This is a genomic window from Microbacterium bovistercoris, from assembly GCF_003387575.1.
Lineage (GTDB): Bacteria > Actinomycetota > Actinomycetes > Actinomycetales > Microbacteriaceae > Microbacterium > Microbacterium bovistercoris.
Genome location: NZ_QUAB01000024.1, coordinates 40,433 through 54,948 on the forward strand (window position 1 = coordinate 40,433; position 14,516 = coordinate 54,948).

The 14,516-nt window shown below is 68.8% G+C and carries 12 protein-coding genes; 4 read left to right on the forward strand and 8 right to left on the reverse strand.

The features are described 5' to 3' along the window. Positions 1-25: 25 nt before the first annotated feature. The 4 genes from DY023_RS04705 to arfA (DY023_RS04720) are packed head-to-tail and all read left to right on the forward strand — an operon-like array spanning position 26 to position 4,755. Positions 26-1,357 (forward strand): substrate-binding domain-containing protein, encoded by a 1,332-nt coding sequence (locus tag DY023_RS04705; RefSeq protein WP_116241194.1) that lies wholly within the window; start codon positions 26-28, stop codon positions 1,355-1,357. Next, on the forward strand, positions 1,354-2,298 hold the full coding sequence (locus DY023_RS04710) for a carbohydrate ABC transporter permease (RefSeq protein WP_116241195.1): 945 nt from the start codon (positions 1,354-1,356) through the stop codon (positions 2,296-2,298). Before DY023_RS04705 ends, DY023_RS04710 begins: the two co-directional genes overlap by 4 nt. Next, positions 2,295-3,191, forward strand: a complete 897-nt coding sequence (locus DY023_RS04715) for a carbohydrate ABC transporter permease (protein ID WP_116241196.1) — start codon at positions 2,295-2,297, stop codon at positions 3,189-3,191. The genes DY023_RS04710 and DY023_RS04715 overlap by 4 nt, the downstream gene beginning before the upstream one ends. Before the next feature lie 28 nt (positions 3,192-3,219). Beyond that, the gene (gene arfA / locus DY023_RS04720) at positions 3,220-4,755 is read left to right on the forward strand and encodes an arabinosylfuranosidase ArfA (protein ID WP_116241197.1); all 1,536 of its coding nucleotides are present in this window, start codon (positions 3,220-3,222) and stop codon (positions 4,753-4,755) included. A gap of 134 nt (positions 4,756-4,889) precedes the next feature. On the opposite strand, the gene DY023_RS04725 is transcribed toward arfA (DY023_RS04720), so the two are convergent. The 8 genes from DY023_RS04725 to DY023_RS04760 form a co-directional block, all read right to left on the reverse strand. Next, on the reverse strand, positions 4,890-5,879 hold the full coding sequence (locus DY023_RS04725; protein ID WP_116241198.1) for an LLM class F420-dependent oxidoreductase: 990 nt from the start codon (positions 5,877-5,879) through the stop codon (positions 4,890-4,892). 126 nt (positions 5,880-6,005) lie between these two features. Continuing rightward, the gene (locus tag DY023_RS04730; protein WP_245958593.1) at positions 6,006-7,892 is read right to left on the reverse strand and encodes a glycoside hydrolase family 127 protein; all 1,887 of its coding nucleotides are present in this window, start codon (positions 7,890-7,892) and stop codon (positions 6,006-6,008) included. A gap of 107 nt (positions 7,893-7,999) precedes the next feature. After that, entirely contained in the window at positions 8,000-9,004 is a 1,005-nt protein-coding gene (locus tag DY023_RS04735; RefSeq protein ID WP_116241200.1) for an arabinan endo-1,5-alpha-L-arabinosidase, read from the reverse strand. Then, positions 9,001-10,506 (reverse strand): arabinosylfuranosidase ArfA, encoded by a 1,506-nt coding sequence (arfA, locus tag DY023_RS04740; RefSeq protein WP_116241201.1) that lies wholly within the window; start codon positions 10,504-10,506, stop codon positions 9,001-9,003. Before arfA (DY023_RS04740) ends, DY023_RS04735 begins: the two co-directional genes overlap by 4 nt. 74 nt (positions 10,507-10,580) lie before the next feature. Further along, complete coding sequence (locus tag DY023_RS04745; RefSeq protein WP_116241202.1) at positions 10,581-11,201, reverse strand: YesL family protein; 621 nt, start codon at positions 11,199-11,201, stop codon at positions 10,581-10,583. Next, positions 11,198-12,163: a carbohydrate ABC transporter permease gene (locus DY023_RS04750; RefSeq protein ID WP_342770984.1), complete on the reverse strand. Its 966-nt coding sequence runs from the start codon at positions 12,161-12,163 to the stop codon at positions 11,198-11,200. Before DY023_RS04750 ends, DY023_RS04745 begins: the two co-directional genes overlap by 4 nt. Positions 12,164-12,170: 7 nt before the next feature. Next, complete coding sequence (locus DY023_RS04755) at positions 12,171-13,082, reverse strand: carbohydrate ABC transporter permease (RefSeq protein ID WP_116241203.1); 912 nt, start codon at positions 13,080-13,082, stop codon at positions 12,171-12,173. A 66-nt stretch (positions 13,083-13,148) separates the two neighbouring features. Then, a complete protein-coding gene (locus DY023_RS04760; RefSeq protein WP_116241204.1) occupies positions 13,149-14,480 on the reverse strand; it encodes an ABC transporter substrate-binding protein in 1,332 nt (443 codons plus the stop codon). Positions 14,481-14,516 lie beyond the last annotated feature (36 nt).

Here is a 14,516-nt window from a genome sequence, read left to right on the forward strand (position 1 = left end):
CCCGATCGTCCACGAAGGAGTGACGATGACCCCACCGCTGGATATCTCACGGCGGCAGTTCCTCACCGCGTCCGCCGTCACCGCCGGCGCGGCCCTGCTCGCCGGCTGCTCCCCCGCCGCCACCGCCTCCGGAACCCAGACGCTGCAGTTCTGGCATCTGCTCTCCGGCGGTGACGGCGTCATCATGTCGTCGCTGCTCGACGGCGTGAACAAGGCGCAGGACGCCTACCGCATCCGCCCCACCGTGCTCGCCTGGGGCACGCCGTACTACACCAAACTCGCCATGGCCGCCGCCGGCGGCCGCGCCCCCGACGTCGCCGTCATGCACGCGACCCGGGTGCTCGGCTGGGCGCCCGGCGGCCTGCTGGATGCCTGGGATCTCGACCGCCTGGCCGAGCTCGGCGTCGACGAGCGGACCTTCCCGAAGCCGATCTGGCAGAAGGGCGAGGTGGACGGCGAGCACCTCAGCATCGCCCTCGATGCGCACCCGTTCGTGCTGATGTACAACACGGACATCTGCGAGAAGGCGGGCGTGCTCGACTCCGACGGGCAGCTCATGCGGGCGTCCACTCCGGAGGAGTTCCTCGACCTGGTGACGGCGGTGGCCGAGGCATCCGAGGGCCATGGACTCTCGTACGGCTATCTCGGCGACGGTGCGCAGATGTGGCGCCTGTTCTACACGCTCTATGCACAGCACGGCACGGAGATGAAGCTGCCGGAGGGCGGCGAGGCCGAGATCGACACGGATGTCGCGGTCGAGTCGCTGACGTACATGCAGACCCTGCTCGACGGGAAGCTCGCGGCGAAGCAGAGCGACTACGGCACGGCTGTTGCGGAGTTCTCCACCGGCAAGAGCGGACTGTTCCTCACCGGCGTGTGGGAGCTGCGCACCATGCAGGACGCCGGCATCCCGTTCGATGTGGCCCCGATCCCGCCGATCTTCGGCACGCCGGCCGCTTACGCCGACTCGCACTCGTTCGTGCTGCCGCACCAGACCAGGCCGAACGAGCAGCGCCGCGACCTGACCTACCAGTTCGTCGCCGACATGCTCAAGGGCTCGTTCGACTGGGCCACAGCCGGGCACATCCCCGCGTACCTCCCGGTCACCGAGTCGCCCGAGTACCAGGATCTGCTGCCGCAGGCGCACTACGCCGAGGCCGCCACCTACGTCGTCTACGACCCGCCCGCCTGGTTCACCGGCTCCGGCTCCAACTTCCAGAGCGAGTTCGGCGCCGCCGCGCAGCCCGCGCTGCTCAGCGGCTCCGACCCCGCCGCCGCGATCGAGCGGTTCACCTCGCGAGTGAACCGCTTCCTCAGCCAACCCAACCCGGCGGACCCCGAAGGGAGCCGGTCATGACCGCCACCGCACCCACCACCACGACCATCGTCACCGGCCGCCCGGCATCCCCTCGCCGGCGTCATGCCGGCGGCCGCGACGAGCAGCTGGTCAGCTGGGCGTTCCTGGCTCCGTTCCTGATCGCCTTCGTGCTGTTCATGGCCTGGCCCATCCTGCACGGCTTCTACCTCAGCTTCACGAACCAGTCGCTCACCGGCGCCGGCGGCGACCTGGTCGGCGGCGCGAACTACGCCGAGGCGATCGCCGACCCGGTGATGTGGGGCTCGCTGGGCAACACCGCCTGGTTCACGGTGATCTCGACCATCCCGCTGGTCATCATCGCTCTCGTGATGGCGGTACTCGTCGACCGCGGGCTGCCCGGCCAGTGGCTGTGGCGACTGTCGTTCTTCATGCCGTACCTGCTGGCGTCCACCGTGATCTCGCAGATCTGGGTGTGGATCTTCAACCCGCAGATCGGCGCCGCGAACAACATCCTGAAGGCGCTCGGACTCGCGCCGATCGCCTGGCTTCAGAACCCCGACACCAATCTGATGGCGATCACGATAGCGACGATCTGGTGGACCGTCGGGTTCAACTTCCTGCTCTACCTCGCCGCGCTGCAGAACATCCCGCCGCAGCAGTATGAGGCGGCGGCGCTGGACGGAGCGGGCCCGTGGCGACAGTTCTGGTCGATCACGCTGCCGCAGCTCGGACCGGCCACCACGGTGATCGTGCTGCTGCAGGTCCTGGCGTCGCTGAAGCTGTTCGATCAGGCGTACCAGATGATGGGAGGCCTCTCCAGCGACACCACCCGGTCGATCGTGCAGTACATCTACGAGACCGGATTCGTCGGCTACCGGTTCGGCTACTCCGCCGCGATCTCGTACGTGTTCTTCGCGATCATCATCATCCTCGGCGTCGTGCAGGCGCTGATCACCCGCCGTCGGAAGGAGTCGCGATGACCACCGCGACCAGCACCCTGATCGCCCCCGGCGCGGTCAAGGACCGGGTGCGCAAGCCGGGCACCCGCCGCTTCGGCCCGACCCGCATCATCGCCTTCGTCGTGCTCGCCCTGATGGCGGTCGGCTGGCTGCTGCCGTTCCTGTGGGCGGTCGCGACCTCGTTCAAGACCGAGACGGATGCCGCATCCGGCGACCCCGGCTGGATCGGGCCGAGCGGCCCCACAGTCGAGGCCTTCACCTCGGTGCTGTCCCAGGGCAACGTGTACGTCTGGGCCTGGAACAGCCTGTGGACCTCGGCCGTGATCACCCTGATCACCGTGGCGATCTCGGCCGGCGCCGCCTACGCGTTCTCCCGGCTGGACTTCAGAGGCCGGCGCTGGCTGTTCGTGGTGATCATCGCGTCGATCGTGGTGCCGCCGCAGGTGCTGATCATCCCGCTGTTCTACGAGATGCTCGCCTTCAACCTGGTGGACACACCGTGGGGCCTGATCCTGCCGCAGGTGGTGGCCCCGGCGATGGTGTTCATCCTGAAGCGGTTCTTCGACGCGGTGCCGATCGAGCTCGAGGACGCCGCACGGGTGGATGGCGCCACCCGGTTCCGCATCTTCTGGTCGGTGGTGCTGCCGCTGTCGCGGCCGATCCTCGCGTCCGTCGCGATCTTCGTCTTCATCGGCGCGTGGAACAACTTCCTGTGGCCGTTCCTGGTCATCAACGACACCACGCTGATGACCCTGCCGGTCGGACTGCAGACCGTGATCAGCGCCTACGGCGTGCAGTACGCCCAGGTGATGGCGCAGGCCGTGCTGGCTGCGCTGCCGCTGATCATCGTGTTCCTCGTCTTCCAGAAGCAGATCGTCAAGGGCGTCGCCACCAGCGGCTTCGGCGGCCAGTGACTCCCTTCCCCTCTCGAAAGGACCCCTCATGACCAACGCCCGCATCACGATCGACCGCGACTTCACGATCGGCGAGGTGCCGCGCCGGCTCTTCGGCTCGTTCGTCGAGCACATGGGGCGGTGCGTGTACACCGGGATCTACGAACCCGGGCATCCGGCTGCCGATGCCCGCGGATTCCGCACCGACGTGCTGGAGCTGGTGCGCGAGATGGGGCCGACGGTGGTGCGGTACCCGGGAGGCAACTTCGTCTCCGGGTACCGCTGGGAGGACGGTGTCGGACCGGCGGCCGACCGCCCGGTGCGGATGGACGGCGCCTGGCACACGATCGAGACCAACGCGTTCGGGCTGCACGAGTTCGTGGACTGGGCGCGCGAGGCAGAGGTCGAGGTGATGGAGGCCATCAACCTCGGCACCCGCGGGGTCGAGGAGGCGCGCTCGCTGGTCGAGTACGCCAATCACCCGAGCGGCACGTACTGGTCGGATCTGCGCCGTCGCAACGGCGCCGCGGATCCGTTCGGTATCAAGCTGTGGTGTCTGGGCAACGAGCTGGACGGACCATGGCAGATCGGGCACAAGACCGCTCACGAGTACGGGCGGCTGGCGCAGGAGACGGCGAAGGCGATGAAGCTCGTCGACCCGTCGATCGAGCTGGTCGCGGTCGGCTCGTCCAACCGCGGCATGCCGACATTCGGCACCTGGGAGCACACCGTGCTCACGCACGCCTACGACGAGGTGGACTACATCTCGATGCACGCGTACTACCGCGAGGCCGACGGCGACGCGGCGTCGTTCCTCGCCGAGGGCGTGGAGATGGACGCTTTCATCGACGGCGTCATCGCCACGATCGATGCGGTCAAGGCGGCGGGCAAGCACACCAAGCAGGTGGACATCTCGTTCGACGAGTGGAACGTGTGGGACTTCGACCGGTTCAACAACGAGGAGGAGGCCGCCGTCGCGGCTGCGGGCTGGCGCGAGCATCCGCGCCTGATCGAGGACACCTACACGGTCACGGATGCCGTGGTCGTCGGCACCTTCCTGCACAGCCTGCTGCGGCACGGCGATCGCGTGAAGATCGCCAACCAGGCGCAGCTGGTCAACGTCATCGCGCCGATCCGCTCCGAGGAGGACGGCCCCGCCTGGCGGCAGGCGTCGTTCTGGCCGTTCGCGCGGATGTCGCGGATGGCCCGCGGGCAGATCATGCGGCTCGCGGTGTCGTCATCGAAGGGCGCGACGAAGCAGTACGGCGACGTCGACGAGGTCGACGCCGTCGCGACCTGGGACGAGCAGAGCGGACGGCTCGCTCTGTTCGTCGCGAACCGCTCGCTGACCTCGGATGCCACGGTCGACCTCGACCTGCACGGACTGCGGGCGACCGGCGTGCGGTCGGCCGAGGTGTTGACCATCCCCGACAGCGGCGACCGGCACTCGGCGAACACGCTCGACGCGCAGGATGCGGTGGGGCTGCGGAAGCTGGACGGCGTGGCGCTCGACGACGGGGCTGTGCGGCTGACGCTGCCCGCCCTGTCCTGGAGCGCGATCGAGTTCGACGTCGCGCGGGGCTGACGCGCTGGGTCGCTGACCCTTTGGGCCGCTGAGCCGTTGTGGGTCGCTGAGCCTGTCGAAGCGCGCCGGCCTTGTCGAAGGGCCGGCCCTTCGACAAGCTCAGGGTCCCCGGTCGCGACAGACTCAGGCGACGCTCAGCGGAGCGCGGGGATGACCTCGCGCTCGAAGAGCTCGATGCCGGAGCGGTCGTAGGCCGCCTCGGGAAAGTAGTGGATCGCGTACTCCAGGCCGCGCGCCGACATGTCGCGCAGCCGCTCCACGATCTGCTCCGGCGTGCCGACGCAGAGGGCCGCGTCACCGCGGTAGTTCTGCATGGCCCCCTCGGTCAGGTCGCCGAGGTGCGGCCGCAGGCGCGCTTCGATCGCCGCGAGCCGGTCCTCGACCTCGGCCTCGGTGGCCCCGACGACCGTGTTGTAGTCGGTCGACCGCACGATCGCGTCGAAGTCGGTGCCGACATCCACGGTGTGTGCACGCAGGATCTCGCTCTTGCGACTGAACTCCTCGGGCGTTCCGCCGAAGTTCGTGTACGAGGCGTACTTGGCCGCGATCTTCAGGGTCACCTTCTCGCCGCCGCCGGCGATCCAGAGCGGGATGCCGCCGGGCTGCAGCGGCAGCGGGCGGACGATCGCCCCGTCCACCTGGTAGTGCTTCCCGTCCAGGGTCGCGCTGCCGGTCGTCCAGGCCTGGCGCATGATCTGCACGCCCTCATCGAGCCGGCGCAGCCGATCACCGGCCGACGGGAAGCCGTAGCCGTACGCCCGCCACTCGTGCTCGTACCAGCCGCCACCGATGCCCATCTCGGCGCGCCCGCCGGAGATGAGGTCGACGGTCGCCGCGACCTTCGCGAGATACGCCGGGTTGCGGTACGACATGCAGGTGCACATCTGCCCGAGCCGGATGCGGCTGGTCGAGGCCGCGAACGCCGACATCAGCGTCCACGCCTCATGCGTCGCCTCCTCACTGGCGACCGGAGTGGTGTGGAAGTGGTCATAGACCCAGAGCGACTCCCACGGCCCGGCATCCGCCGCCTGCGCGAGCGAGCGCATCGCCGCCCACTGGTCAGCGGGCTCGATGCCCACGAGATCGAATCGCCAGCCCTGGGGAATGAACATGCCGAAGCGCATGACCGCAGTCTAGGGTGCGCCCGTCGGTCCCGGGAGGCACCGTGATCCCCGCGAGACCCCGGCTGCCGCACGAGACCCGCGTGCAGAACGCGGGTCTCGTGCGGAGGTCGGGAGGTCACGAGGATCTCACCGCACAGGCAGCCACACCCGCATAGCCCCGGGCTCGCGATTCCCCCACAGCGCGTAGGGAATGAGGCGCACGTCGATCTCGTCCCCACCGGGCACCGACGGATGCCACGGGGCATACGTCTCACCGGCATCCGGCGTGCGCACCCGCGCCCACCCGCGGAGCGCCGGCGCCCCCCATCCGGATGCCTCGATCGGTGCAGCATCCACGCTCCACACTGCCGCGGGGTCGACGGCCACGTCTTCGAGCACCACACCACCGGGCAGGTCGGCCTGCTCCAGGCAGTACACCGCCGGTCCCCGGGTGATCGCGACGGTGCCGCGCGCAGCGTCGATGCGCGGATGCGGGGCGCGCACCACCACCGGCATCCCGAACGAGATCCGCGCCTCGCTGAGCGGCGAGGTTGAGCCGTCGAGCACCAGGTATCCGGCATCAGTCGCGGGAACTCCATCGACCGCGACCTCCGTCGCCCAGGCCGGCCGGCGCACCTCGAGACGGCCGGTGAAGGGCTCGTCGAACCTCAGCACGACATCGCCGTCCCAGGGGTAACCGGTGCGCACGTGCAGCAGGCCCGACCCGACGCCGGTGGCGCCCAGATCGACTGTGCAGTCCGTCAGAAGCTGCAGCCGCAGCCGCCCGTCCGCGACGGTCGCCGCGTACCCGTGCAGCGACGACAGCAGGCGCGCGAGGTTCGGCGGGCAGCACGCGCACTCGTACCAGGCTGCGCGCTCCGACGGCGCCTGCTCGTGCACGCCGTCGCGGTGCGTGCGCAGCTGCAGCGGGCTGGAGTAGAAGAAGCAGGTGCCGTCGAGCGATGTCGACTCGGCGATCGCGTTGATGAGCGCGCGCTCCATCTCATCGGCATATCGGCCGTCGCCGGTGGCGAGCAGCATCCGCCAGGAGAATTGGAACCCGGCGATCGCCGCGCAGGTCTCGGCGTACGCGCGGTCCGGCGGTAGCTCGAACGGGTCTCCGAAGGCCTCGTCGCGGTGCCGCGAGCCGAGCCCGCCGGTGATGTACTGCTTCTCGCCGAAGGCGCTGCGCCAGATGCGCTCGTCCGCCTCGAGCAGGGCCCGCTCGCCCGTCTCCGCGGCCACGTCAGCGACTCCCGCCGCCAGATACAGCTGCCGCACGGCGTGGCCGGTGGCATCCGTCACCTCGCGTACAGGGGTGTGGTCCTGGAAGTAGTGATAGCCGAACCGGTCCTCGCCGACGCTGCGGTGACCGCGGCGGTCGACGAACACCTCGGCCAGCCGCAGCCAGCGCTCGTCGCCCGTGACACGGTGCACCTCGACGAGAGCCGTCTCGATCTCGGGATGTCCGCACACCCCCGCCTCGCAGGACGGCCCGAACCGCTCGTCGACGAGCGCCGCGAAACGCAGCCCCATCTCGAGGATGTCGGTGCGCCCGACGGTGCGCGCCCAGGCGACGCCGGCCTGCAGCAGGTGACCGAGGCAGTACAGCTCGTGCCCCCAGCGCAGGTCGGCGAAGATGCGGTCGGGGGCATCCACCTGGAAGTGCGAGTTCAGATAGCCGTCCGCGCGCTGCGCGCGCTGCAGCAGGTCGACGGTCTCGTCCACCCACGGCAGCAGCGGCGTGATGTCACTGCGGCCGGCCTCCCATCCGACCGCCTCGAGCACCTTGTAGATGTCGGAGTCCGAGAAGTGGAAGCCGACGAAGGGTCCGGCGTGCTCCCCGGTCACCCGGCGCATGTTGGGCAGCGCGCCGCCGGCCTCGAGCCGGGCGATGCAGTGCGGCAGCGTGGCCTCCGCGTTGCGGTGCTGCCACGCGCCCAGCATCCCCTCCGGCGCGAAGCGCACGGCGTCCAGCGGCACCGGCCGCTCGGCGACGGATGCTGCGGCGGTGGGGGTCACGGGACCGTTCACGAGTTCCTCCTGCTCCGGTCGCGATCGATGTGGGTGTGACCGGTCACGAACCAGCATCCATTGCGACCGGAGCGGAAATCAAGAGTGGATGCCGGATCAGCGGGTGCTCAGCCGGCGGCCCCGTCTACGCCGGCCACCGGCCACCCGTCCCGCCACTCCAGCGGCTCCAGCCCCAGCGTCGCGACACCGTCGGCAGCCGCGTCGTACCAGTGGAAGGCCAGCACGTCCCCGGACACCGACTGCCCGCCCGGGCCGACCCGATCGCCGTCGGTGGTCAGCACCACCGTGCCGCCATCTTCCAGCAGCGAGGCGCCGTCCCGGTCCAGATACGGGCCGTCCACCGTCCGCGACCGGCCGACGATGACCTCATAGGTGCTGTCCACGCCCCGGCAGCAGAAGCCGCGCGACGCGAACAGATAGAACCATCCGTCGCGGTGCACGACGTACGGCGCCTCGATCGCGTTCTCGACCAGGCCACGATCCGCGAGCGAGATCGGCTCCGCGGCATCCGCCCGCAGCCCGCTCGGCCATTGCAGCCGCACGAGTTTCAGGCCGCCCCAGAACGACCCGAACGCCATCCAGGGCGTGCCGTCGGCGTCCTCGACGATCGCGGGGTCGATCGCGTTGACGTCGTCGGCGGCCGTCGAGGCGATCACCTGTCCGCGGTCCACCCACTCGTACGCGGGGTCGTCGGGATCGAGCGTGGAGTTGGTCGCCAGGCCGATCGCCGAATGGTTGCTGCCGAAGGTGGACGCTGCGTAGTAGAGGTACCAGGTGCCGTCGTGCTCGTAGAGCTCCGGGGCCCACAGGTTCTCGACGCCGGGCACCGCCTCGGCCAGCCACGCCGGCTTCTGCTGCCAGACCTCCCCGACGTACTCCCACGACCCGTCGTCGTCGGAGCGGCGGATCTGGATGTTGCCGTCCGCGATCTGCCCGTTGCCCGTGGAATAGACGTACGACGCACCGCCGTCGGCGTGCCGCACGTATGCCGGATCGTGCACGAACACGTCGCCCGACAGTTCCGGCAGCGCCACAGCGGATGCCGGGGCGCACCCGGCGAGCGCCGTCACCGCGACGGAGGCCGAGACGACGCTCGCCAGGTGCCGGTTCATGCGCGTGCAGCCAGGGCCACCGCCGACCACGACACCGGGGGCAGCGTGACGGTCAGCACGCCGTCTTCGAGCACGGCCCCGTCGAGCTGCTTCAGGTCGACGCGGTTCTGGTCGGCGAGCGTGTTCTTGGCATACACGTCGTCGTCCCAGAGCGTGACGGCCTCGGCCACCTCCGCCACCGACAGCGACGACAGGTCGATCTGCACCTGCGCGGCCTCGCGGCCGCGGTTCACCAGGAACACCGCCGAGCCGTCGGCATCCGTCGTCGCCACCGCGTCGACCAGCGGCGCCGCCCCGTACACCTTGGTCTCGTACGTGCCGACGTCGATGCGCGGGCGCAGCACCTCGCCGCGCGCGAGGCGCGAGGTCACCGAGAACGGGAAGAACGTGGTCTGCCGCCAGGCGTCGCCGCCGGGCTCGGTCATGATCGGGGCGATCACGTTGACCAGCTGGGCGAGCGAGGCGCTGGTGACCCGGTCGTGGTTCTTCAGCAGCGTGATCATCAGGTTGCCCAGCACCACGGCATCCGCCACCGAGTAGACGTCCTCGAGCTGGCGGGGCGCTACGCGCCACTCGTCGTTGACCTCGTCGGAGGCCTGGTGCTCGTCGAGGTACCAGATGTTCCACTCGTCGAACGAGAGCTGGATCTTCTTCTTCGACTTCAGCTTGTTGCCGACGTGGTCGGCCGTCGCCACGACGGTCTCGATGAAGTACTGCATGTCCAGCGACGAGGCGAGGTACGAGTCGAGGTCGCCGCCGCGCTCCTGGTAGTAGGCATGGCACGAGATGTAATCGACGTGCTGGTACGTGTGCTCGAGCACGGTGCGCTCCCAGTCGCCGAAGGTCGGCATGCTCGACCCGGACGACCCGCACACCACCAGCTCGAGGTTGCGGTCGGCGGTCTTCATCGCCTGCGCGGTGCGCGCGGCGAGCTTGCCGTAGTCGTCGGCGGTCATGTATCCGGTCTGCCAGGGGCCGTCCATCTCGTTGCCGAGGCACCACATCCGGATGTCGTGCGGCTCGACGGTGCCGTTGGCGATGCGCTGGTCGCTGAGCGCGGTGCCGGAGGGGTGGTTGCTGTACTCGAGCAGGTCGAGCGCGGCCTCGATCCCCCGGGTGCCGAGGTTCACCGCCATCATCAGCTCGGAGCCGGTCAGCTTCAGCCAGCGGCTGAACTCGTCCACGCCGACCTGGTTGGTCTCGATGGAGTGCCAGGCCAGATCGCGGCGCACCGGACGCTGGTCACGCGGGCCGACCGAGTCCTCCCAGCGGAAGCCGGAGACGAAGTTGCCGCCGGGGTAGCGGATGGTGGTGGAGCCGAGCTCCTTGACCAGCTCGACCACGTCGAGGCGGAAGCCGTCCTCATTCGCGGTGGGGTGGCCGGGCTCGTAGATGCCGTCGTAGACGCAGCGTCCGAGGTGCTCGACGAACGAGCCGAAGATGCGGCGGTTGATCGGGGCGACGACCTCGTTGCGGTCGACGGTGATGCGTGCAGTGGTCACGGGTGATTCCTTCGGAGTCGGGCCGGGCGGGCAGCACGGCAGGGCGCGGCGTCGGACGCCGCCGGAGGTCGGGGTCAGGAGGCGAGCAGCGGATGCCCGGGATCGAGGGCCATCAGGCGCCGGTCGAGCACCTTCATGGCGAGGAGAAGAGGGAGGGACATGCCGACGAGCGGCAGCAGCACGGGCACGGCGAGGGCGACGGCAGTCACCGCCACGGCGGTCACGACCACGGCGAGCGCGGCGCCGGGGCTGCCGGCGGCGACGAGCAGCGCGTGCCGCAGCACCGCCGGAGCCGGGTCGTCGTAGCGCACGAGCAGGGTCACCGCCGCGGATGCCACGACGAGCACCGCCGCCGCGATGACGCCGGTCAGCACCAGCAGCACGGCACCGGCCGGTCCTGCCAGGCGCGGCAGCACCGCGGCATCCGCCAGCAGCAGCGCGCCCGCGATCAGGAACGGCGCGCCGACGAGGTTCGCGCGTCGGAACTCGGCGCCATAGGTGCCGAGGAACGTGCGCAGCGCGCCCCGCTCCCCCGGGCCGCGCAGCAGCACGGTGCCGCCGGCGACCAGCGCGGGGAACAGCCCGAGCACGACCAGGCCCGCCGCGGTGCCGGCGATGACCAGCAGGTTCACGGCGACCAGGGTCGTGAGGAACCCCAGCATCCGCATGACCCGGCCGGTCCACCCGGCGGTCATCCCTTCGCTCCTGTCAGCGCGACCGACTCGATGATCTGCCGCTGGAACACGATGAACACGACCAGCACGGGGATCAGCGCGATGAACGAGGCGGCCATGATCAGCGGGTAGTCGGTCTGACTGGCGTAGGTGGCGTTGAAGCTGGCGATCACCAGCTGCAGGGTCTGCTTCTCGGGCGAGTTCAGGTAGATGATCGGCGCGAGGTAGTCGTTCCACACCGCCATGAACCACAGGATGAACTGCGCGGCGATCGCCGGCCGGATGGCAGGGAAGATCAGCGTGAAGAAGATCCGCAGGTAGCCCGCACCGTCGAGCTTCGCCGCCTCGATGATGGAGTCGGGCACCGAGTCGAGGTACTGCTTCAGGAAGAAGATCATCACGATGTTGCCGAACAGACCCGGCAGGATCAGCGGCCACAGGGTGTCCACGAGACCGGCGTCGCCGAACATCTTGAACTGAGGGATCATGATCGTCGGGAACGGGATCATGATCGCGACCAGGAGAGAGAGGAACACGACGTTCTTGAACGGCAGGCGCATCTTCGCGAAGGCGAAGGCGGCGATCGCCGAGGTGATCGTGCCGACGACGGTCACGCTCACCGAGACGATGACGCTGTTCAGGATGCCGCTGGCCAGCGGCCCCGCACTCCACACCCGCACGTAGTTCTCCCAGACCACGGGGTCGGGGATCCACTGCGGGGGCAGCGCGAACACGGCCTCTCTGGTCTTCAGCGAGGTGCTGAAGGTCCACAGCAGCGGCGCGATCATCGCGATGCCGCCGATCGCCAGCGCGATCGTGAGGATCACGTTCATGCTCCGGTAGGAGCGCGAGCGCATGCCGACCGGTGCGGAGGAGTTGCCTGTGGGGTCGCCCGGCGCCTTGCGGAACAGCTTCTTCGGCCCTGGCTGCTCGGCGGCTTCCGGAACGACCGTGGCCCTGGTGTCTGGTGCGGTGATGGTCATGGCTGCCTCACTCGATGGAGAACTCGGAGCGACGGTTCAGCTGGAACTGGATCGCCGTGACGATGAAGACCAGCACGCCGAGCACGACCGACATGGCCGTCGCGTAGCCCATCTGGAGGTAGTTGAATGCCTTCTGCCAGATGTACCAGACGATGGATGCGGTGGAGAACTCGGGTCCGCCGGTGGGGGTCATGATGTTGATCTCGATGAAGATCTGCGCGCCGCCGATGATGCTCGTCACCACCAGGAAGAAGGTGACGGGGCGCAGCATCGGGATGGTGATGTGCCGGAACTGCGCGAAGGCGCCGGCGCCGTCGATCGCCGCGGCCTCGTACAGGTGCCGCGGCACGGACTGCAGGGCGGCGAGGTACAGCAGCATCGAGAATCCGATGCCCTTCCACACCGCCATGATGATGATCGCCGGCTTCGCCCAGGCGGCGTCCTGCAGCCAGTTCGGTCCCTGGATGCCGAAGATCGCGAGCACCTGGTTCACCAGGCCGAAATCGCCGTTGTAGGCCCACTGCCAGAGGATGGCGACGGCGGCGAGCGAGGAGATCACCGGCACGTAGTAGACGGTGCGGAAGAAGGTCGTGCCGCGCATCCGCCGGTTCAGCGCGAGCGCCAGCAGCAGCGAGATGATCAGGCCGATGGGGATGCCGATCATCAGGAAGACGGTGTTGCCCATCGCCTTCCAGAAGTACGGGTCGTTCACCATGTCGACGTAGTTGTCGAGCCCGTTGAAGACCGGCTCGCTCAGGCCCGTCCACTTCGTGAACGAGGCGTACACGGCGAAGAGCAGCGGATAGCCGATGAAGATCAGGAACCCGAGCACGGGTGCCGCGATGAATGCCGCCGCGGCCAGGTGCTCCCGCCGGTGCAGCTTCGAACGGCGCGTCGCGTAGGGCGAGGTCGTCGCCATGGTTCACCTCCAGATGGGTGGGACGGGTGGAGGGGGATGCCGCGACCCGCGGCATCCCCCGGCTGATCAGCCGATGCCGGCGTCGGCGTTGGCCTTGTCGAGCAGCTGCTGCATGCGCGGCTGGACCTCCTTCAGGTAGTCCTCCGCGCTCTGCTTGCCGTCCAGCACGGGCTGGATGTTCTTCCACAGCTCGTCGTACCACTCGGCGCTGTAGGTGGTGTTCGCGGGCAGCGCGCGGCCGTAGTCCTGCGCGATGTCGAGGAACTCCTGCTTGTTGGCCGGCGGCAGGGTCGAGGAGGTCACCCACTCATCGGCCATGTCCTTCAGGTTCGGGATCTGCACACCGGCATCCACCAGGGACTGCTGCGCGGTGGGGTCGGTGGACAGGTAGATCGCGAGCTTGGTCGACATGTCGGCGTTCTTGGTCGTCTCGCTGACGGCGATGCCGAGCGTGCCGGTCCAGGTCGCGGTCTCACCGGTCTGGCCGACCGGGTAGGGGATCAGGTCCCAGTCGAAGTCGAGCTTCTCGTAGGTGGGCACGTCCCAGGGGCCGACCGGGAAGAAGCCGATCTCGCCCTTCATCCAGCGCTGGTAGGTGTCCAGCGTCTGCGCGTCCGAGGTGGAGGGCGTGACGCCGTCCTTCACACTGAGATCGGCGAAGTACTGCAGCGCCTCGGTGAACTCGGGGCTGTCCACGGTGACCTTCGTACGGTCCTCGTTCAGCCAGTCGCCGCCGTTGGACCACACGAACGCCTGCAGGTTCCAGACCACGTTCAGCCCGGTGCCCCACTGGTCGAGCTTGCCGTCGCCGTTCGTGTCCTGCGTGAGCTTCTTGGCCACGTCGCGGAACTCGTCCCAGGTGTAGGGCTTGTCCTTGTCGGGCAGCGGGATGCCGGCCTTCTCGAACATCGTCTTGTTGTAGCCGAACGAGAACGGGCCGATGTCCTTGGGCATCGCGTAGATCTCGCCCTGGCCCATGAGCTTGCCGTCGAAGCGGTAGCTGTCGACGCCGTACTGCCAGATGTTGTCAAGGTCGACGGTGCTCTCGACCTCCTTCGTGATGTCCTTGACGATGCCGGACTTCACATAGGCCTGCACGCTGCCCGGGTCGATGTAGAAGACGTCGGGGATCTTCTTGCCGGCGATCGCCGCCTTGAGCTTGGTGCTGTACTCGTCGGCGGTGGTCATGATGATCTTCACCTCGACGTCGTTCGCCTTCTCGAACTCCTCGATCGCCGCGGTGTACGCGGCCTTCTCCGCGTCGCTGCCGCGGAACATGAAGGTGATCGTGTCGGAGTCGCCGCCGGCGGAGGCGCTGCCGGAGCAGCCGGTGAGGGCCGTCGCCGCGATGGCGGCGATTCCGGCCAGGCTGGCTGCGGCCAGGATCCGTGACTTCATTGTGCTGTTCGTCCTCTCGGGGTGCATGACTGCGAT

What these genes read in the sequence shown, in the direction of transcription:
- DY023_RS04755 (WP_116241203.1), bottom strand. Translation starts at nt 13,082, where the DNA reads ATGGCGACGACCTCGCCCTACGCGACGCGCCGTTCGAAGCTGCACCGG.
- DY023_RS04745 (WP_116241202.1), bottom strand. Translation starts at nt 11,201, where the DNA reads ATGACCGCCGGGTGGACCGGCCGGGTCATGCGGATGCTGGGGTTCCTC.
- DY023_RS04705 (WP_116241194.1), top strand. Translation starts at nt 26, where the DNA reads ATGACCCCACCGCTGGATATCTCACGGCGGCAGTTCCTCACCGCGTCC.
- DY023_RS04750 (WP_342770984.1), bottom strand. Translation starts at nt 12,163, where the DNA reads ATGACCATCACCGCACCAGACACCAGGGCCACGGTCGTTCCGGAAGCC.
- DY023_RS04735 (WP_116241200.1), bottom strand. Translation starts at nt 9,004, where the DNA reads ATGAACCGGCACCTGGCGAGCGTCGTCTCGGCCTCCGTCGCGGTGACG.
- arfA (WP_116241197.1), top strand. Translation starts at nt 3,220, where the DNA reads ATGACCAACGCCCGCATCACGATCGACCGCGACTTCACGATCGGCGAG.
- DY023_RS04760 (WP_116241204.1), bottom strand. Translation starts at nt 14,480, where the DNA reads ATGAAGTCACGGATCCTGGCCGCAGCCAGCCTGGCCGGAATCGCCGCC.
- DY023_RS04715 (WP_116241196.1), top strand. Translation starts at nt 2,295, where the DNA reads ATGACCACCGCGACCAGCACCCTGATCGCCCCCGGCGCGGTCAAGGAC.
- DY023_RS04725 (WP_116241198.1), bottom strand. Translation starts at nt 5,879, where the DNA reads ATGCGCTTCGGCATGTTCATTCCCCAGGGCTGGCGATTCGATCTCGTG.
- DY023_RS04710 (WP_116241195.1), top strand. Translation starts at nt 1,354, where the DNA reads ATGACCGCCACCGCACCCACCACCACGACCATCGTCACCGGCCGCCCG.